Below are 19,584 nucleotides of genomic sequence, written 5' to 3'. Positions count from 1 at the left end.
ATAGTATGTTTTGCCGAGCGGTTGAGTCCGGATTGAGATTGCCGCGTTCCGCCATCGGCGGCCGAGATTGAGGACCCGCTCTCGACCGAGTCCGCCAGTTGCCAATTGGGGCGGGCCTGCTTGTCCACTGCCTTAGGCGACCTATCTAGCGCAACAGTGCAATCACGAGCGCATTGGTTTCGTTGTCCTGTCGCAATAGTCCGGGGCGATGCCGAAAAGATACCCGCGATTGGAACCGGGGTAATTGAGCTTTCGAATTTCGTACGATATTTCGTGTAAATGCGATATGTCGTGGTCAGCAGGCGTTATGGGGGGCTGATGTTTCCTGGGCGGTTTTTGTAAATAATTGCGTGTATTCAATGGGTTGGTTTTTGTTGGTCTCGGTTTGCCAAACATGGCATCGCCCTTGCCAATACAAATTGAAGTCCATCGATTGTGACGACAGATTTTTTAACTGTCGTATCGGCGGCTCTCTTCCAAACCAAATTATCTAACCTTTTGAGGATATGTCATGAAAACAGCTAGCCGTTTTATAAGTGTTGTCTTAGGTGCCTTGATGGCCTCGTCAGCCAGCGCTGCTGCCACTGAGGATGTTGTCAACAATTCGGGCCTGTCGGTCTATTACGAATTTAGCGCCGGTGGGATTTCCACCTATTTCACCGATTGCAAAGGCATGGGGTCGCAGAACGAAGTGGAGCAAACCAGGGTTAATCCGCGCGAAGAGAGCACTACTAAGCTTCCAGGGCGTCTCCAGGTCAAAAATCTTACCTGTAGCAGAGGCTTGACCAAGTCGATGGATTTGTGGAACTGGCGGCAACAAGTTGCCAGTGGACGGTCGGCCCGGTCGCGGGTCGATGCGACTTTGATTGCCTATGACCAGACGATGACGCCCATCGCGGAATGGAGCTTTAGCCGGGTTTGGCCGGCATCGATCGATTTCAACGACACGACCCCCGGCAGAGAAACCATCGTATTCGCCGCCGACCAAGTGCAACGCCTGCGCTGATCCAAACCGTGGTGGTCGCCAAGATGGTTGGCTGGCATCCGAAAAAAGCAAGTGAGCCCTGCGAAATGTCGTTCGTCCGGCTTTTCGTCGGGCCTTTCCTTCACCCCTTCAAAGACCGGCAATTTGATACGGAACTAGTGGGACTTGGCTCGGCATGAGTCCCGGTGGTCCCGAGCCCGCGGTTACGGGCCCGGACATTTGCCCTTGGCCGAGTTTGCGCGGGTAGGTTGACATATAATGGTCCGCCGACAATGGCTGACTACCTTCAAAAACATATCATGACCCAAGAATACAATGCCGCCGCGATCGAGGTGCTGAGCGGCCTGGACCCGGTGCGTAAGCGCCCCGGCATGTATACCGATACCACCCGGCCCAACCATTTGGTGCAGGAAGTGGTTGATAACAGCGTCGACGAAGCGCTGGCCGGATACGCAAAAAACATTGAAGTAACCTTGTTTAAAGACGGCTCGGTCAAGGTCGTCGACGACGGCCGCGGCATGCCGGTCGATATGCATCCGGAACAAGGCATTCCCGGCGTCGAAGTGATCCTGACTCAACTCCACGCCGGCGGTAAATTTTCCAACAAGAACTACCAGTTCTCCGGCGGTTTGCACGGCGTTGGCGTGTCGGTGGTGAATGCCCTGTCCGAAAAGCTATTGGTCGAAATCAAGCGCGGCGGCGGCGTTTACCAAATGGAATTTGCCGGCGGCGACAAGGTCGGCGAATTGCAGCAAACCGGCAATGTCGGCAAAAACAACACCGGCACCAGCGTGCATTTTTGGCCGGACGCCAAATATTTCGATTCCAACCGGGTTTCCGTCAGCAAGCTCAAGCACGTATTGCGCGCCAAGGCCGTTTTGTGTCCGGGCCTGAAAATCGTGCTGCTGTCCGAACTCAGCGACGAGCGGCTGGAATGGTGTTACCAGAACGGCTTACAGGAATATCTGCTGGACCGGGTCGGCGACGCCGAAATTTTTCCGCAGCCGCCGTTCATGGCCAATATGGCCGCCAGCAACGAGGCGGTGGAATGGGGCATCGTCTGGACTCCCGACAGTCTGCCGGAGGCGGTGGCGGAAAGTTACGTCAATTTGGTGCCGACCGCGCAGGGCGGTACCCACGTCAACGGCCTGCGCGCCGGTTTGACCGAAGCGATCCGCGAGTTCCTGGATTTTCGCAATCTGCTGCCGCGCGGCGTCAAGATCGCGCCGGAAGACGTCTGGGAAAACTGCCATTTCGTGCTGTCGGTGAAACTGGAAGATCCGCAATTCTCCGGGCAAACCAAGGAGCGTTTGAGTTCGCGCGAATGCGTGACTTTCGTCTCCGGTGTGGCCAAGGATACCTTCAGCCTGTGGCTGAACCAGCATCCGCAGGAAGGCGAGAAAATCGCCGAGATCATCCTCGCCAGCGCCCAAAAGCGCTTGCGTTCGGCTAAGAAAATCGTGCGTAAGAAAATCACGGCCGGGCCGGCTTTACCCGGCAAACTGGCCGATTGCTCAGGACAGGATCTCAGCCGTACCGAACTGTTCCTGGTCGAGGGCGATTCGGCCGGCGGTTCCGCCAAACAGGCCCGAGACCGCGAGTTCCAGGCCATCATGCCGCTTAGAGGCAAAATTTTGAACACCTGGGAGGTCGATTCCGGCGAGGTCATGGCCTCGCAAGAGGTGCACGACATCGCCGTGGCGCTGGGCATTGAGCCCGATAGCGACGATTTGCAAAACCTGCGTTACGGCAAGGTCTGCATCCTGGCCGATGCCGATTCCGACGGCAACCACATCGCCACCTTGATTTGCGCCTTGTTTTATAAACACTTCAAGGCCTTGGTCGAAGCCGGCCACGTGTTCGTGGCGATGCCGCCGCTGTACCGGATTGACGTCGGCAAAAAGGTGTTTTACGCCTTGGACGAATCCGAACGTTTGGGTGTGCTGGCGCGGATCGAAGCCGAAAAACTCAGCGGCAAGGTCAATATTCAACGCTTCAAAGGCTTGGGCGAAATGAATCCGTCGCAACTGCGCGAAACCACGATGAACCCGGATACGCGCCGGCTGGTGCAGTTGACGGTGCCGGACCACGCCGAGGCGTTTCAGCAGATGGATTTGTTGCTGGCGAAGAAACGCGCCGGCGACCGCAAAAGTTGGCTGGAAGATAAGGGAAATCTGGCCGAGATTTTGTAGTGCAAGGCGGGTACCGAGTTGGTGCCCGCCCGGAGACCGGTCAAATATCCATCAACAGCATCGGAATGCCGTAAGTCAGGATGAAGTAACTGAATGCGTAAATCAGGCTGACACTCATGGTGTATTTGAAAAAACCGCGGAAGATGTAACTGACGATGCTGATATACCAAACTACCAGAAATACCGCGATGCCGATGCCGATTTCCTCGCGGTAGGGATGGTGTTTCAACACCAGCCAGTAGTCCAGGCCTTCGGCGGCGATGGCCAGGGTCATGATGAAGTTTTCGCAGACGAAAATCGACGTGTACAACTGGCTGAACAGACTCCATTTTCTTTCGGTCAGCAGCAATACCGCCACGGAACTGAAAGCCATAATAGTGCGGCCCAATACTTCCAGAGTGCCGTCGGCCGGATCGGCAATCAAACTTTCGACGATGATGCCGGACATTAAATAGAACGCCACGTTTTTCCACATAAAGGAATTGGGCGGGACTAAGTCGGCCGGATTATTCAGAAACCAGCAGGAGGACAGGTATTTGAGTAATAAAGTCATGGTGTGTGCTTGCACTCGGTTTCGAGCGCCGTAACGTGCTGAAAAAACCGGCCATTATAGTCGGTCGTAGCGCTAAATCGATTGAGCTGCGTCAATTGTTGCCGATTTATCGCAGCGTAAGTCGCGGTCAGCCCCAGCGCGATTGCTTGTATAATGCGGCTTCGCTAGTTTTCCAACACCGGTGCCATGCGGCCGGTCTCGTCTCAATCTCCCGGAATCCCATGATCGAATTAGGTAAAGTCAATGCGTTAACCGTGCTTAGCCGGCGCGATAACCAATATTATTTGGACGGCGGCGAATTGGGAGAGATCGCGTTGGCCGATAAACCGCCCGTCACGGAATTGGCGGTCGGTGCAAAAGTCGATGCGTTTGTTTATGTCGACGGCAAAGGCCAAACTTTGGCGACCTTGCAAATGCCGCTGGCGCAAGCCGGCGAGGTGGCTTGGTTAAAGTGCGTCTCGTTGAGCCATGCCGGGGCATTTTTGGATTGGGGCTTGCCCAAGGACTTGTTGCTGCCGTTCAGCGAACAAAAAGGCAAGGTCATCGAAGGCCGCTCCTATCTGGTTCGCTTGTTTCTGGACGAGGACAACCGTATCGCCGCGTCGATGGTGTTGGACGATTTCATTCAGGATCAGGCGTTTTACTACAAGGAAGGCCAGGCCGTGCAATTGGTAATCGCCGAGCATACCGAGCTGGGTTTCAAAGCGGTGGTAGACCACCAATACTGGGGTGTGTTGTATAAAAACGAAGTGTTCCAGCCGCTGAAAAAAGGCCAGAAATTGACCGGCTACATCAAGAAGATCCGCCCGGACCAAAAACTGGATTTAATCCTCAGTCAGGAAAAGTACGGGCAGAAAGTGGACGCCACCTCGGCGAAGATACTGGATATCCTGGCCCGACGCGGCGGCTATGTGGCGTTGACCGACAAAAGCGATCCGGAGCTGATCTACGACACCTTTGCGGTCAGTAAGAAGGTGTTCAAACAGGCTATTGGCGGTTTGTACAAGCAGCGGCGGATATTGATCGAGGCGGACGGTATTCGTTTGCTGGATCAAGCCACGGCCAAATAAGTCGAGCGATAGAGGCGCCGGCAATCGGCGCCTGACCGACGGCCGGAAAATCCGGATCAGGGCCGGTATTGAGAAAACACGTAGTCGGTTTTTTGCTCGGAGGCGTGGCAGGCAAAGCAACTCGCTCCGCCATCCTGGACCAGGCGTTCGGTCTTGCTGTTGCCGGCAAAGCCCTCGAAGCCCCAGCCGCCGGTCGCGGCATATTTTTTCGAATCTTTCTGCATCACCCCCAGTAGTTTGCGCTCGCCTTCCTGAATGGTTTTATCCTGTTCCTGGTATTGCAACAGATCGAATACCAGCACCGAGCCGTCTTGATATTTACCGGATTTCAATCCGCTTTCGGCTTTTTTATTGGCATAGACGTGGTGCAGACCTTGAAACGGGTTTTCCAGGGCATGGCCGGGCTGAATCAGCATGGTTTTGGCATGCAGCCAGGTGCGGTAGCCTTCCGGGTAAGCCACGCTGTGTTCGGCGGCTTGGGCGGAAGCGAAAAGAGTCAGGAACAGTCCGGCGGCGGACAGTGAAAGGCGCGTAGTCATAGCAAAATCTCCCCTGTAGACAAGACAAACTGATTTCGAATCGAAATCAGTTTGTCTTTTTAGGCGGATTTTGCCGGTCTGTCAAATTAATATTGATCCGCTATTAGTGTGTGGCGGGGCGGCGAGCGCTTAAATCTTGCCGTCCAGACCCATTTGAAAGTACTTGTGGACGATTTTTTCCTGGTTTTCCAGCAGCCAATCGATGTCCGGGGTGTGGGTCATGGCTTTATGGATGGCTTTGGCCATGGCTTGACGGTGGATGTCGAACAGAATGCGGTGGTCGAGTTTGTCGTCCTTGATCACACTCGGATTCAGCCATACCGAACAAATGATGCCGAGGTCGTTGGCTTTTTCTTTCGGTATGTCGCCGGCGCGCACCGCGTCCAACACGCCGTTGGCGATTGCCGCCTGCACCGTACCCATCAAAATATTGGTATAGCGGCTGTTCTTGACCGTGACCTTGCTCACCATCAACGTCACCGGCCGCACTTGGATATCGGTATTCAAAATCGCGAACACCCGGCTATGGCCCTGGACCTGGTCGCCGGTCAAGGTGGCAATTGCGGTGCCGACCGGCCCGTCCAACTCGCCGATGATGATTTCCGGCTCGGCAGCGGTGCCGGCCGGGCCGCCGGCGACCAAGGCTTCGCCGGTACGCATAACGATTCTTTCGCTCATGTGGTTCTCCAATTTGAAGTGAGTCAGTTAAGGTTTTTAGCAGTTACTTTGTTCGAAAGCGTGGTCTGACGCGGGATCAAAGCTTACCCTTCGCCGCGGTGCACCATCTCCCCGTACTGTTCCGGCGTAATAGTACCGCCCAGGTTCTCGGCGATTTGTTTATCGCAGGCCGGCAACACGTCCTGCACGGCGTCGATCCGTTTCCACTGCGGCAGCGGCGTATCTTTTCCGGCTTCCGGTACGTATTGGGAACTGGCGACGCGGCTCATTTTGTGAACGTAACGCGGACAGTTGATAAAAATCTCGCTGAGCGCCACCCGTACGATCGATTCCGCGCCGGCATAGTCGGCCAGCAGCGGATCGTCGGCCTGAATACGGGCGTCGCCATGGAGCCGAAGCCGATGCGGCGTTTCGAAATCGATGAACAACAGGCCGATTTTGGGGTTGCCGTTGATATTGCCCAGCGATAAAAACATGCCGTTACCGTCGTAGTTCGGAAACGCCAATTCCTGCGGACCGATCACTCTGACCAAGCCGGGATGGCCGCCTTTATAGGAACAGGTCGGATAACCGCGGTGGTCGATCGTGGTCAGAAAGAAAAAGTCGCGGCTTTCGATGAAAGCTTGGTGCTGCTCGTTGATGTGCTGTTCGACGATGATTTGCTGTAAGCGGTCCGCCAAGCGGACGGTATCGTGTTGCGTTTGCAGTTCCCGTTGTTGCGGGCTATAGAATTCGTCCATCACCGCTGACTCCCGAATCGAAAAGCCGCCATTCTAACCGAGATTGCCGGGAACGCCCTTTTAGCTAGCGGCAATGGCGAGCCGCAGTGTTGTGTCAGACAAGTGGCAGGAAAAATCGAACGTGAGTTAAACGCGGTGCTTGCCGTATCTGCAGCCGCCCAGACTGTAAATGACCACGCAGCCGAACCGGAATCGAGTTTTTAGGTATGGGCCTAAACGACGCGGCCGAGGCTAAAACTCCCAGGTAATTTTGCCGTAAACTCCGCGTTGAACTTCGGTAGCCTGGGTGAAAGTCTCCTGGATGTACTCCAGATGGCGGTTGTCCAGCAGGTTTTGTCCAACCAGTGCGAGTTCGACGCCGCGGCTCAACTTCCAGCCCAGTCGCAGATCCAGTGTGGTGTAGGAGCGGATATGGGCGGGGCCTGTCAGCGTGAAGGCGCTGGCGTTATCGACGTAACGCAGCCAGGCGTCCAGCGTAACATTGGATGTCGGATTCACACTCGCCCGCAACGAGATTTTATGTTGCGGCGAGACGGCTTCCTGGTAGTAGGCGTTGCTGCTGAGTTCGGTTTGCAGTGCGCTGTAGCTGATGTCCCAGCGCCACCAGTCCAGCATTTTCATGACCGCCGAGGTTTCGATGCCGTAGGTGCGACCGGCGTTGCCATTGTTAATGTAAAACGGCTGGCTTAGAGCAGCCGGCAATTGCGACGTATCGATTGCGCCGGGTTGGAATGAGCGCAGGGTGCTGTAGTTGTTGTAAAAGCCGGCGACGTCTATCGAGAAGGCCGGATTCGGGCTGAAGCGGTAACCGATTTCGTAAGCCAGCACTTGTTCGGCCTTGTAAGTCTCCGAACCCATCACCGCAAGCTCCAACGGAAACGGCGTGACGTTCTGGCCGCTAAACGGCGGCAGGATTTGACCGACCAGACTCATATCGGCGTCGACCCGCGACGGAATCCGCACCCCGCGGGAGATAGCCCCCCACAAGCGGTGGTGCGGGTGGGGAGCCCACATCAAGCGTGCGGTGGGCTGAACTTCGAAGCCGGTAAAATCGTTATGTTCCAGTTTGGACCCCAGGGTCAACCATAGGGTGTCGTCGATTAGCGTCAGTTGGTCTTGCAAAAAACCACTGTAATAGCTGTTATCGCGGTCGCTAGGTCTGAAGGAGATCAGATCTGGACGGATATCCGTTACGTCGGAAGACGAGTAGCGGAATCCTAAGCCCCAGATAATGTCATTCCACGCGTTCAGCGCGAAATGGTGTTGAAAATCCAGATCGGTGGTGTGGCGTTCCTCGTCGATGAAGCCTTCGCGCCGGTTGTAGGAATCGAGATACAACTGCAGTGTCGTGTTTGAGGTATCCGAGAAATCATGTTGCCAGCGGCTGACGATATTGCCGCCGCTGGCCATGGCCCGGTCGCCAACAACTTGTCGATAGGGTGCGGTTAGCGTAGCGAGCGAGAGTTGTTGGTTTAAGTCGGCGGAGTACATGTCGCCTTGTACGGTTAGCGAATCCGCGTCCGATACCTCGGAATCGAGGCGGAAGCCGCCCTGCATCTTGTTCCAATAATCTCCGGCACCGCTGCCGTTGGCCCGCGCCAATGCGTCGCGCTCAAATCCCTTCAGATAGGCACGGGCGGTCGTCGTATCGTTTAGCCGGGTACCGTAGCGAAATGCACCGAATGCTCTTTCTTCGCTGCCGCCGCCGGCGCTGACGAGTCCGCCCTGGGTGTCGGCACTGTGTTTGGTGATGATATTGATTACCCCATTGACGGCGTTGGCGCCCCACAAGGCGGCGCCGGAACCGCGGACCACTTCGATGCGCTCGACGTCTTCCAGCATCACATCTTGCAATTCCCAATACACGCCGGCAAATGCTGGCGTGTACAGGTTCCTGCCGTCGATCAGCACCAGCAGTTTATTGGCAAAGCGGCCGTTGAAGCCGCGCGAACTGACCGCCCATTTGTTGGAGTCGATCCGGCCGACGTCGATGCCGGGCGCCAAGCGCAACGCGTCCGGAATGCTGGTGGCGCCCGAGCGCTTGATGTCTTCGTTGCTGATCACGAATACCGCGGCGGCGGAATCCTGCAAGGACTGGACTTTTTTTGCCACCGAAGTAATTTTTACCGCCATCAGTTCTTCCAAGTTCAGATCGGTCAGGTCGGCATCCGCATGCGGGCTGCCCGGTAGCCAAACCAAAATCGCAGTCGCGATCCGAAATAAAGACGGAAGAGTTTTTTTCATGAAATGCCAGGAAAACGAATACTTCTAGCTGAGCAGTGGTGGTGAAGAAATAAGGATAACTGTAGTGAAAGATCGGAGATGCGCAAGATTCTATTTTTTGTGCGGAACTGCTTGAATTTTATTGGAGAATCGATAACGGCAGCTGCAAGCCGACCCGGTCGAGCGATGGGAAGCGGCCTGGCCGGATCGGCGCCCGTGAAACTGGCGCCGGGTCAACAGTCAGTTGTGTCGGATTTGTTGACCGCGAACGAAAGTCGTTCTGTCCCCATTTCGCCAAGGCCATGGCTGGGGCCGCACCAGCACAAGCTGCGGTTTAGAGGCAGATTAGGCGACGGGCTCCGAGATATTGGAGCCCGTGCTGAAAGGATCTAGTCGGCGGCAGGCTCGGCAACGGCTTCCCAACCGCCGCCCAGCGCCTTGTAGACTGCGGCCAGCGCCGTCGCCGCCGCGGTTTCGCTTTGTGCCAACTGGCTTTGGTCTTGCAGCAGCCGCTGCTCGGCGTCGAGCACGGTCAGAAAATCGCTGATGCCTTCCTGGTAACGCAGCTGCGCCAATTCGCGGGCCTTGGCGCTGGCGGCCGCGGCTTTGCTTAAATCGGCCCGCCGGCTCAATTCCTGGCGATAAGCCACCAGGCTGTTTTCGGTTTCCTCCAACGCGTTCAGTACGGTTTGCTCGTACTGGGCCAGACTGGCCTCGGCGCGAGCGTCGGCGGCTTTGATCCGGGCGTAGACCCGGCCCAAGTCGAACGCCGCCCAAGTAATACGGGGACCGATCGAATAGGCATCGCCGCCCGGCGCCACCAGGTTGGTCAAGGTGTTGCCTTCCAGAGAAATGCTGCCGACGAAGGTCACCCGCGGAAACAGGTCGGCAGTGGCAACGCCGATTTGTGCGGTCGCCGCGGCCAGATTGCGTTCCGCCATGCGAATGTCCGGCCGCCGCCGCAGCAGTTGCGCCGGATCGCCGATCCGGATCGTTTCCGGCGCTTTAGGTAATGCTTGTTCGGTGCTTAAGGTAGTAACCAAGGCATCCGGCATCTGCCCGCTCAACACGCTCAAGCGGTGGATGGCCTGGGAGATGGCATTTTCCAGCGGCGGGATGCCGGCCCGGGTGCTTTGCAATTGCGCCTCGGCCCGCGACGTGTCCAGTTCGGTGCCGCGGCCGTTGTCGAATTTAACTTGAGTGATCTGCAGGGTTTGCGCCTGGTTGTCGGCATTGCGGTTCGCCACGGCCAACTGCTGTTGCAGGCCGCGCAACGCAAAGTAATTGCGGGCGACTTCGCCGATCAGACTGACCTCGACGTCGCGCAAACTGGCTTCCTCGGCGGCGACCTGGTCGTCGGCGGCTTCGACGCCGCGCCGGACCCGGCCGAAGAAATCCAATTCCCACGAGGCGTCGAAGCCCATGCTGTACAGTTTCAACTCGCGCGGCACGAAAGCCCGGTTATTCAAAGACCCGGCGCTACGTTTCTGTTCGTTGTAGCTGGCGCGCGAGGTAACGGTCGGCAGCAGGCTCAGGCCGGATTCCAGATACAAGGCCCTGGCCTCGGCCAGATTGGCTTTGGCGGCTTGCAAATCGCGGTTGTGGTTCAGGCTTTGCTCGACCAGCTGTTCCAGCAAGCCGTCATTGAACAACTTCCACCAGGCCACCTCGCTGCTGTCCGCCGCAAACAGCGGGGCAGGGGCGTTGACGAATTGGCCCGGCAAATCGGCGGTGGCCGGCGTTTGGTAATCCGGGCCGACCGCACAGCCGGCCAGCAGACCGGTGGCAAACATGGCCTGAGCCAACGGGCGAAGCTTCAAATTAAGATTCATGGCATTGACTCCGCGCCGGCCTGTTGCACCTTGGTATTGCGGCGCAATTTGGCGGCCAGCCCTTGTACCGCGACGAAAAACACCGGCGTCAGCAGCAAACCGAAAATCGTCACGCCGATCATGCCGCTGAATACCGCCGTGCCCAGCAAGTGCCGGGATTCGGCGCCGGCGCCCTTGGCGATCACCAACGGAAACACGCCCATCACAAAAGCGAACGAGGTCATCAAAATCGGTCGCAACCGAATCCGTGCCGCCTCGACTGCGGCATCGAAGCGGCTCAAGCCGGATTCCTGGCGATGTTTGGCGAATTCGACGATCAGAATCGCGTTCTTGCTGGCCAGGCCTACCAAGACGATGAAGCCGATTTGGGTAAAGATGTTGTTATCCATGCCGCCGATCCAGACCCCGGTCATCGACGACAAAATACACATCGGCACGATCAGAATCACCGCGAACGGCAAGGCCCAGCTTTCGTATTGCGCGGCCAGGGCCAGGAAGACGAAGATCACGCTGAGCGGGAACACCAGCAACGCCACGTTGCCGGCCAGCACCTGCTGCAAGCTGAGCTCGGTCCATTCGAAGTCGAAACCGGGCGGCAGGTTGTCGCGCAATACCCGGCCCATTTTCTCGATGGCATCGCCGGAGCTGACGCCGGGCAGGGTGCTGCCGTTGATTTCGGCGGCGGTGTACATGTTGTAGCGGGTAATTTTGTCCGGACCGCTGATTTCCTTGACGTCGGCGACCGCGCCCAACGGCACCATGCCGCCGCTCAGGTTTTTGGTTTTGAGCTGGGTGATGTCGCTGGGCAGCATCCGGAAGTCGGCATCAGCCTGGGCCGTGACCTGATAGGTGCGGCCGAAGATGTTGAAATCGTTGACGTACAACGAGCCCAGATAAATCTGCAAGGTGTCGAACACGTCTTTCAATGGCAGATTCATCGATTTGACCTGAGTGCGGTCGACGTCGACGAACAACTGCGGCACGCCGGCGCGGAAGGTGGTGAACAAGCCGACCAAACCCGGTTGCTGGTTGCCTTTTTCGATCATTTCGCCGGTGACTTTTTGCAACTCGTCGATGCCGGCGTTATTGCGATCCTGCACCTGCAATTTGAAACCGCCGACCGAACTCATGCCGCGGATCGGCGGTGGCGTGAACACGGCGATGCGGGCGTTGGGGATGGCGGCCAATCGCTGGTTCAGGGTTTTGACGACTTGCGAGGCATGCAGATCGGGGCGCTGAGCGCGGCTGTCGAACGAGTCCAGCCGGGCAAACATGGTCGCGACATTCGATTGGTTGGCACCGCTCAGAATCGACCAGCCGGCGTAGGCGTTGATATGGCTGACGCCTTCGGTGTCCAGCACGATTTTACTGGCTTGTTGCACCACGTCCTTGGTGCGGGCCAGCGATGCGGCGTCGGGCAATTGCGCGTACAGGATCAGATAGCCCTGGTCCTGGTCCGGAATGAAGCCGGTCGGCACTTTTTCGAAGGCCAGAAAATTCAGGCCGTTCAAGCCTACGTACAGAACCAGAACCACGGCGACCATCCGGATCAGTCGCGCCACCAGTCTGGAATAGCCGAGGCTGAAACGGTCGAAGAAGCGGTTGAAGCGGACGAAAAACCAGCCGAATAACTTATCGAACAGTTTGGTGAAGGCGTCCTTGTTCTCGTGGGCGCGGTCCAGCAATAGCGCGCACAGGGCCGGGCTCAAAGTCAGTGAGTTGAAGGCCGAGATCACCGTCGAGACGGCAATGGTCAAGGCAAACTGTTTGTAAAACGCGCCGGAGACGCCGGTGATGAAGGCGGTTGGTACAAATACGGCGACCAGTACCAGGGCCGTGGCGACGACCGGCCCCACCACTTCGCTCATTGCCAGCCGGGTGGCTTCGCGGGCGTGCATGCCTTCGGCAATATGGCGTTCGACGTTTTCGACCACGACGATGGCATCGTCAACCACGATACCGATCGCCAGTACCAGGCCGAATAACGACAAAGTATTCAGCGACAAACCCAAGCCGGCCATCACGGCAAAGGCGCCGATCAGCGACACCGGCACCGCCAGCAACGGAATCACCGCCGCCCGCCAGTTTTGCAGGAAGACGATCACCACCAACACCACCAAGCCCAACGCTTCGAACAGGGTCTTGACCACGGCGTCGATCGATTGCTGGACAAACACCACCGTGTCGTAGACCAGCACGTAATCCAGGCCTTCCGGGAAGCGGGTTTTCAGTTTTTCCATCGCTTCAACCACGGCTTTTTTGGTGTCGATGGCGTTGGAGCCGGGCAATTGGAAGATCGCCAGGCCGACGGTATCTTCGCCGTCCAGGAACAGGCCGGAGTTGTAGTCCTTGGCGCCGAGTTCGATCCGCGCTACGTCCTTGAGTTTGGTGACCTGGCCGTTGGCGCCGGGTTTAATCACGATTTCGCCGAACTGCTCCGGATCGCTCAAGCGGCCCAGCGTGCTGACCGTGTATTGGTATTCGGCGGCGGTCGGCGACGGTTGCTGGCCGACCACGCCGGCCGCGACCTGCACGTTTTGTTCGCGCACGGCATTGACCACCTCGGCGGCGGTCAGATTGCGGGCGGCGATTTTTTCCGGGTTCAGCCACAGGCGCATGCTGTAGTCGCGGGCGCCGAACAACAGAATATCGCCGACGCCGGGCAGCCGGGCCAGCGTATCGCGGATTTGCAATAGGGCGTAGTTGCTCATGTAAACGCTGTCGTAGCGTTTATCCGGCGATACCAGATTCACCACCAGGCTCAGGTCCGGGCTGCGTTTTTTCACGCTCAAGCCTTGGCGGCGTACTTCTTCCGGCAGTTTCGGTTCGGCCAGTGCCACCCGGTTTTGCACCAGCACTTGGGCCTTGTCCAGATTGGTGCCGGGTTTGAAGGTGATGGTCAAGGCCATGACGCCGCTATTGGTCGATTGCGACGACATGTACAGCATGTCCTCGACGCCGTTGACTTCCTGTTCGACCGGCGTTGCCACCGTTTCGGCGACGACTTTGGCGTTGGCGCCGGGGTAGTTGGCGGTGACAACGACGGTGGGCGGAGCGATTTCCGGATATTGGGCAATCGGCAGGCCGATCAGCGCCAGGCCCCCGACCAGCACGATCACAATCGACAGTACCGAGGCGAAGATCGGCCGGTCGATAAAAAAGTGGCTGAATTTATCCATGGTTTATTGGCCTCCCTGGCCGTCGAGCGCGGTTTTTTCCGGAACGACGGTGGCGCCGGGCCGCAGTTTTTGCAGGCCTTCGACCACGACCCAGTCGTCGGCTTTCAAACCTTCGCGTACGACACGCAATTGGCCGATGCGGGCGCCGGGCTTGACCGGCCGGTATTCGGCCTGGTTATTGGCGTTGACCACCCAAACGAAGCGCTGGGCCTGGTCGGCACCGATGGCGCGGTCCGGCACCAACAGGGCAGGGTAAGCCGCCGAACCTTTCAGCCGCAGGCGGGCGAAGAAGCCGGGGCTGAGCAGTTCGTCGGGATTGGCAAACACGCCGCGCAGGGTCAAGGTGCCGGTGGCGGCGTCGGCGCGCGGGGCGATGTAGTCCAGCTTGCCCTGATGCGGAAAGCCGTCTTCGTCGGCCACTGCCGCTTCGACCGCCGCGCCGTGCAGATCGGCGGTGGCGTTGCCTGCCTGCTTGGCCTGGCGCCGGTATTTCAACACCGATTGTTCGTCGGCATCGACGTAGACGTAAACCGGATCGGTCGATATCAGTTGCGTTAATAGGGTTTCGTCGGCTCTGACCAGATTGCCGACCGTCAACAATTCGCGGCCGACCCGGCCGCCGATCGGGGCGCGGATTTCGGTGTATTCCAGATTGAGTTTGGCGGTGTAGGCGCTGGCTTCGGCTGAAACCAGGGCGGCGGCGGCTTCGCGCAGGCCTTTGCTGCGGGCGTCGTATTCTTCGGCGGAAATGGCTTTGGCTTTGAACAGGTTCTCGGCGCGGGCCAGATCGTTTTTCGCCAGTTCGCGTTTGGTTTTGGCCCGTTCCAGTTCGGCGTTGGCGAAATTCAATTGCGCTTGCAACGGTTTGGGGTCGATCAGAAACAGCAGGTCGCCTTTTTTGACTTTATCGCCGGCATGGAAATTAACCTTTTCCAGGTAACCGCCGACCCGGGCGCGGATATCGACGGCATTGACGGCTTCGATCCGGCCGGTGTACTCGTCCCAGTCGCTGGTTTCCCGGCTCAGGGGTTGGGCAATTTTGACGTTGGCCGGCGGCATGGCGGCTGCGGTATTGCCCGGCGCGCCGGAATCGCCGCAACCGGATACGGCCAATTGCAGAGTGAATGCGAAGATGCTGAGACCAAGTCCTCGTCTGGCAAAGCGGGTCGGTCCTGCTTTTGTTGCGGGGATGCGCGGATAAGCCCCCACTACCGATTCCAAAATAAATGCCATGCCCTCTCCCCTGAAATGCCTCAACCAAAAATGGTAATACCTATTACCGTTTAGTCTAGGGTATCATCGTTTGGCAAGTCAATTTATTTCATGAGTACGACAGCATGGTTAAATGTGGCCGCCCGTGTAAGGGCGACGAGCAACAAAGCCGGGATAGATTACTCGACGCGGCGCTGCAGCTTTTTTTGGAACACGGCTACGGCAATTTGAGTATGGAAACCATCGCCCGCGACGCGCGGGTCTCGCTACGGACCGTTTACAGCCAATTCGGCGGCAAAGCCGGCTTGTTCGGCGCGTTGATCCGCCGCTGCAGCGACCAGTTCATCGGGAGTCTGTGCGGCGAGTCGCCGCCGGAACAGGCTTTGCAAAGCTTTGCCTGCCAGTTTTTGTTCCGCATCACCCGCCCCGACGTATTGCGGATGCGGGCGATTCTGATCGGCGAGTCGCCGCGATTTCCGGAATTGGCGACCCAATTTTACGAACAGGGGCCGCGGCGGACGTTGGCGGCGCTGGCGCAGTTTTTCCGTCGTCACCAGCAAGCCGGTGCGATTGCCGATATCGACCCCGATTTTCTCGCCGACCAGTTCGTCAGTGCCGTGCGCGGCGAGCGGTTGCAGCGCCTGCAATTGGGCCTGGAGCCGACGCCGGATGCCGCCGAAATCGAACGCTGGGTGACGCCGGCTGTACGCCTGTTTCTGGCGGGTTGCCTACTCAAGTAGGGTTTAGACCAGAGAGTCAAGCGTTCTCGTCGGGGGAGCCGGTCGGGTTGGCGCCGCGAATGTCCGACTCGCTGGAAACGCTGCCGCAATCGCCGACCAGGCCGGAGATCGCGATGCGGCCGCGGTCCAGGGCGCGTTGCAAATCTTGCGGCAAGTCTCCGATGGCGAGTTGCCGGTGAAATGCGAGTTCCAGACGTTCGGCGGCTTCCCAAATCGCCACCAGAGCCAGATTGGCGGCCGACCCTTTCAGTTTGTGAACCAGCGCGCGGGCTTGTTCGCCGTCACCGGCGGCGATTGCTTCGGCTATCGCATCGCCGTCGCGGCCGTGGTTGGCGATAAACTTTTCCAGATAGGTTTTATAGACGTCCAGTTCCCGCCAGGCCCGCAAACCTTTTTGCAGATCGATAACCGGCGCGGCATCGGCCGCCGGGACATCAGGCCCAGTCTCAGTCTCAGTCTCAGTCTCAGTCGGTGAAGATTGTGCCGGTCGTGAGGCATATTGCCGAAGGTAGGCGATCAACTTGTCGACGTCGAACGGTTTGGCGATAAAACCGTTCATCCCGGCAGCCAGCGAGGCCTCGATTTGAGATTGAAAGGCTCCGGCGGTCAGGGCGATCACCGGCAGCGCGGTTAATCCCAGCTGTTCGCGGATGCGGCGGGTGGCTTCGTGGCCGTCCATCTCCGGCATCTGCACGTCCATCAGCACCACATCGGCGCAACCGGGGTTGGCTTTCAGCCAGGCCAGTGCCGCCACACCGTCGTCGGCCAAAAACACTTCGGCCGCTTCCGATTCCAGAATCCGCTTCGCCATATCGCGGTTGATTTCGCTGTCGTCGACCACCAGTACCCGCAGCTGCCGGAGTTGGCCCTGGCTGGCCGTATCGCTCGGCCGCTGGCCGCGGTTACCTTGCGCATGACGCCTGGCTTCGCTGATTGCGTTGTACAGGGCCGATGCGGTGACCGGTTTGTTCAAAATCGCATCCGCCAATTCCGAGCCCGGTTCGTGGCTCAAGACTTCGCGGTCGTGCGCGGTGGCCATTACGATCAACGGCGCCTCCGGAGCGCCACCGAGTATCTGCTTGATTTCTTTGCCGGCCTGTAAGCCGTCCAGACCAGGCATCCGCCAGTCCAGCAACAGGATGTCCGGCAGTTTGCCGTGGCCGGCAGCCCGGCTGCGGATGCGCTCTACCGCTTCTGCGCCGGATGCGACCACCTCCGGGTTCCAGCCCAGGCTGCGTACCGTTGCTGCCAGCATTTCCCGGGCCAGCGGATGATCGTCGGCAATCAAGACGTTTTGGAAGGTCAGTGCCGGATGGGCGTAATCCCGCGCATCTACCGGTGTCGTTGGAATTTCGAACCAGAACTCGCTGCCTTTACCTAACTCGCTGATGACGCCGATCTCGCCGCCCATCATTTGCACCAGGCAACGGCAGATCGACAAGCCCAGGCCGGTACCGCCGAACCGGCGGGTGGTGGAGGTGTCTTCTTGCGAAAAAGCGTTAAATATTTCGGCTTGTTTATCGGCGGCGATGCCCTTGCCGGTGTCGGTGACACTGAAGCGCAAGCCCGGCTTGCCGCCGACGCTGCAGCGGGCGACGGCCAGCGCGACACTGCCGTGGGCGGTGAATTTCAGTGCGTTGCCGGTCAGGTTGACCAGTACTTGCTCCAGCCGCAAGGCATCACCGAGTAGGTATTCGATGCCCTCCGGGGCCGGCCCCATGATGAATTCGACGTCGTCGTTGGCCGCGACCGAAGACATTAAGGTCGCGACATTATCTAGCACATCGTTGAGCCGAAACGGCGTGCGCTCGATTTCCAGCCGGCCGGATTCGATTTTGGAAAAATCGAGTATGTCGTTGATGATCCCCATCAGCGACCGTCCCGCCATGCGGATTTTTCTGACCAGTGCCAATTCCTCGGCGCCGAGCGGGGCTTTTTCCAACAAATAAGCGATGCCGAGAATCGCGTTCATCGGCGTGCGGATTTCGTGGCTCATATTGGCCAGGAAATTGCCTTTGACGTGGGCCAGACGTTCCGCTTCCCGCCGCGCGGTCTGCAATTCGGCGGTGCGTTCGGCGACACGTTGCTCCAGTGTTTCGTTCATTCGCAGGATTTCGTCCTGGGTCCGCTTGCGTTCAGAAATATCGACGATGGTCGCCAGCACGAAGAACTGTTTATTGTCCCAGAACGGGCTTAGGCCGATTTCCAGGGCGAATTGGCTGCCGTCTTTGCGTGTGCCGTACAAATCGCGGCCGGCTCCCATCGTCCGGCTGGACGGCTCCCGCATATATTGCGCGCGTTTTAACGCGTGGCCGGCACGGTCGGCGTTGGCCAGCAGCACTTCCACCGGCTGTCCCAGCAGCTCGGCCAAGCGGTAGCCGAACATGGCCTCGAAGGCGGGATTGCCCATGGCGATCCGGCCCTCGGCATCGACTACCAATAAACCGTTGGTATTGGCTTCGAACAGCATCCGAAAACCGGCTTGAGCTTGATGCAGCCGCAAGGCCGAATCGGCCTCGCTCCGCGCCAGGGCGGCGTCTTTTTCGGCATTGGCTTGCGCGGATTTGGCCTGAACCAGCCGGTGGATGCCGAGCCCGAATAGCGCCAGTAACACCAGCGCCCCGCTGATTTTGGCCGGCCATACCCGAAGTGCCAATTCGGTCAGCGTCCGTTCCGGCAAATGCGTAACGATCGTCCAGCGGATGTTGTGAGCCAAGGGGGCGTCGCCGTTCGGTACCGGTGAGGCCGTGCTCCAGGTCCACAAGCCATCGCCGAGTCTGACTTGGCCGCGGTTTTGTTGCGACACTGCGGCCCAGGCGGCCGGATTTTTGGCGGCCAGCGTCAGGTCGCGCTGGAACATGAAACCCCACTCGTCGGCCGGATTGGGGCTTTTCAGCCAGTAGCCTTCGGCGTTGAGCAGCATTAGCCGATCGGCGGCAGGGCCGGCGCTGGCGACGAAAGCCTGCAACATCGAGCGGGCGGCGACGTTGATCATCAAAATCCCCGCGGGGCTGCCGTCGGCTTGAAACACATGGGTGGCAACCCGCAATGTCGGCTTATACGGGACTTCAATCTGGTCGCGGTCCACATTCAAGTCCAACGGCGAAATGTAGATTGCTCCGCGGTTGAGCCGAATCGACTCCTGGAAGAAATAGCGCTGCTGCTTGTTCTGAAGTTCGTGTTGCGGAACCGGGTAGGGGTGGCCGTCGACGTTGTTGATCCGGACTTTTTCCCTGCCGGATTCGTCGATCCAGCGGATTTTGTCGTAGCTGGGATTCCGCGACATCAATGACAGGAAGGCTTCCACCATGGGTTGAAAATCGCTATTTTCGCCAGCCTCGTAGACTTGGCGTACCGGCCTTTCGCCGGCCAGACTCAGCAAATGCCGAATCGGCACTGCTAATTCCTGGTCCAGTCGGCCCTGGCTTAAGTCGACATAGGTACGCTCCTCGGCCATCAACATGGTCAACTCGCTGTGCACCCGCGCTTCGCCCAGGGTCCAGGCTCCGACCGCAATCAGAGCGGCGATCGGCAGAAACAACAGTAGAAAGTCTTTTAAGCTGCCGCGCTGCCTGTAACCTCCCGGTAAATCGGACGATTTGTTTGCAGTTGGTGACACGTGCTCCATATTCTGCTCACTC

The 19,584-nt window shown here is 58.3% G+C and carries 13 protein-coding genes; 4 read left to right on the top strand and 9 right to left on the bottom strand.

Annotation, left to right across the window (positions count from 1 at the left end):
* Positions 1–511 precede the first annotated feature (511 nt).
* Positions 512–1,006 carry a phage tail protein gene (locus tag PL263_RS08990; protein WP_278212699.1) on the top strand — a complete coding sequence of 165 codons (495 nt, stop codon included), beginning with the start codon at positions 512–514 and terminating at the stop codon, positions 1,004–1,006.
* Between the two features lie 278 nt (positions 1,007–1,284).
* A complete protein-coding gene (gene parE, locus PL263_RS08985; protein WP_278212698.1) occupies positions 1,285–3,177 on the top strand; it encodes a DNA topoisomerase IV subunit B in 1,893 nt (630 codons plus the stop codon).
* 40 nt (positions 3,178–3,217) lie between these two features.
* Here parE and PL263_RS08980 read toward each other — a convergent pair whose 3' ends face one another.
* Positions 3,218–3,730, bottom strand: a complete 513-nt coding sequence (locus PL263_RS08980; protein ID WP_278212697.1) for a hypothetical protein — start codon at positions 3,728–3,730, stop codon at positions 3,218–3,220.
* 221 nt (positions 3,731–3,951) lie between these two features.
* Here PL263_RS08980 and PL263_RS08975 point away from each other — a divergent pair, with 221 nt between their 5' ends.
* A complete protein-coding gene (locus tag PL263_RS08975) occupies positions 3,952–4,800 on the top strand; it encodes a S1-like domain-containing RNA-binding protein (RefSeq protein WP_278212696.1) in 849 nt (282 codons plus the stop codon).
* Between the two features lie 56 nt (positions 4,801–4,856).
* Here the strand turns inward: PL263_RS08975 and PL263_RS08970 are convergent, their stop codons facing one another.
* From PL263_RS08970 to PL263_RS08940, 7 genes are all read right to left on the bottom strand, one after another.
* Positions 4,857–5,339 (bottom strand): cytochrome P460 family protein, encoded by a 483-nt coding sequence (locus PL263_RS08970; RefSeq protein ID WP_278212695.1) that lies wholly within the window; start codon positions 5,337–5,339, stop codon positions 4,857–4,859.
* A gap of 129 nt (positions 5,340–5,468) precedes the next feature.
* Positions 5,469–6,017 (bottom strand): formaldehyde-activating enzyme, encoded by a 549-nt coding sequence (gene fae / locus PL263_RS08965; protein ID WP_278212694.1) that lies wholly within the window; start codon positions 6,015–6,017, stop codon positions 5,469–5,471.
* Between the two features lie 83 nt (positions 6,018–6,100).
* Complete coding sequence (locus tag PL263_RS08960; RefSeq protein ID WP_278212693.1) at positions 6,101–6,757, bottom strand: pyridoxamine 5'-phosphate oxidase family protein; 657 nt, start codon at positions 6,755–6,757, stop codon at positions 6,101–6,103.
* A gap of 231 nt (positions 6,758–6,988) precedes the next feature.
* Complete coding sequence (locus tag PL263_RS08955; protein WP_278212692.1) at positions 6,989–9,001, bottom strand: TonB-dependent receptor; 2,013 nt, start codon at positions 8,999–9,001, stop codon at positions 6,989–6,991.
* Positions 9,002–9,369: 368 nt separating this feature from the next.
* On the bottom strand, positions 9,370–10,812 hold the full coding sequence (locus PL263_RS08950) for an efflux transporter outer membrane subunit (protein WP_278212691.1): 1,443 nt from the start codon (positions 10,810–10,812) through the stop codon (positions 9,370–9,372).
* Entirely contained in the window at positions 10,809–13,991 is a 3,183-nt protein-coding gene (locus PL263_RS08945; RefSeq protein ID WP_278212690.1) for a multidrug efflux RND transporter permease subunit, read from the bottom strand. Before PL263_RS08945 ends, PL263_RS08950 begins: the two co-directional genes overlap by 4 nt.
* 3 nt (positions 13,992–13,994) lie before the next feature.
* Positions 13,995–15,224, bottom strand: a complete 1,230-nt coding sequence (locus PL263_RS08940; RefSeq protein WP_278212689.1) for an efflux RND transporter periplasmic adaptor subunit — start codon at positions 15,222–15,224, stop codon at positions 13,995–13,997.
* Positions 15,225–15,328: 104 nt separating this feature from the next.
* On the opposite strand from PL263_RS08940, the gene PL263_RS08935 reads away from it, so the two are divergent.
* A complete protein-coding gene (locus PL263_RS08935; RefSeq protein ID WP_278212688.1) occupies positions 15,329–15,943 on the top strand; it encodes a TetR/AcrR family transcriptional regulator in 615 nt (204 codons plus the stop codon).
* Positions 15,944–15,959: 16 nt separating this feature from the next.
* Here PL263_RS08935 and PL263_RS08930 read toward each other — a convergent pair whose 3' ends face one another.
* Positions 15,960–19,562 carry a response regulator gene (locus tag PL263_RS08930; RefSeq protein ID WP_278212687.1) on the bottom strand — a complete coding sequence of 1,201 codons (3,603 nt, stop codon included), beginning with the start codon at positions 19,560–19,562 and terminating at the stop codon, positions 15,960–15,962.
* Positions 19,563–19,584: the final 22 nt, after the last annotated feature.

Origin of the sequence: Methylomonas sp. EFPC3 (assembly GCF_029643245.1) — a bacterium.
In the GTDB taxonomy this organism is placed as follows: domain Bacteria; phylum Pseudomonadota; class Gammaproteobacteria; order Methylococcales; family Methylomonadaceae; genus Methylomonas; species Methylomonas koyamae_B.
The sequence above is the reverse complement of the archived record's forward strand: the minus strand, read 5'-3'. Positions and strand labels throughout refer to the sequence as shown.

What these genes read in the sequence shown, in the direction of transcription:
- PL263_RS08990 (WP_278212699.1), top strand. Translation starts at nt 512, where the DNA reads ATGAAAACAGCTAGCCGTTTTATAAGTGTTGTCTTAGGTGCCTTGATG.
- parE (WP_278212698.1), top strand. Translation starts at nt 1,285, where the DNA reads ATGACCCAAGAATACAATGCCGCCGCGATCGAGGTGCTGAGCGGCCTG.
- PL263_RS08980 (WP_278212697.1), bottom strand. Translation starts at nt 3,730, where the DNA reads ATGACTTTATTACTCAAATACCTGTCCTCCTGCTGGTTTCTGAATAAT.
- PL263_RS08975 (WP_278212696.1), top strand. Translation starts at nt 3,952, where the DNA reads ATGATCGAATTAGGTAAAGTCAATGCGTTAACCGTGCTTAGCCGGCGC.
- PL263_RS08970 (WP_278212695.1), bottom strand. Translation starts at nt 5,339, where the DNA reads ATGACTACGCGCCTTTCACTGTCCGCCGCCGGACTGTTCCTGACTCTT.
- fae (WP_278212694.1), bottom strand. Translation starts at nt 6,017, where the DNA reads ATGAGCGAAAGAATCGTTATGCGTACCGGCGAAGCCTTGGTCGCCGGC.
- PL263_RS08960 (WP_278212693.1), bottom strand. Translation starts at nt 6,757, where the DNA reads ATGGACGAATTCTATAGCCCGCAACAACGGGAACTGCAAACGCAACAC.
- PL263_RS08955 (WP_278212692.1), bottom strand. Translation starts at nt 9,001, where the DNA reads ATGAAAAAAACTCTTCCGTCTTTATTTCGGATCGCGACTGCGATTTTG.
- PL263_RS08950 (WP_278212691.1), bottom strand. Translation starts at nt 10,812, where the DNA reads ATGAATCTTAATTTGAAGCTTCGCCCGTTGGCTCAGGCCATGTTTGCC.
- PL263_RS08945 (WP_278212690.1), bottom strand. Translation starts at nt 13,991, where the DNA reads ATGGATAAATTCAGCCACTTTTTTATCGACCGGCCGATCTTCGCCTCG.
- PL263_RS08940 (WP_278212689.1), bottom strand. Translation starts at nt 15,224, where the DNA reads ATGGCATTTATTTTGGAATCGGTAGTGGGGGCTTATCCGCGCATCCCC.
- PL263_RS08935 (WP_278212688.1), top strand. Translation starts at nt 15,329, where the DNA reads ATGGTTAAATGTGGCCGCCCGTGTAAGGGCGACGAGCAACAAAGCCGG.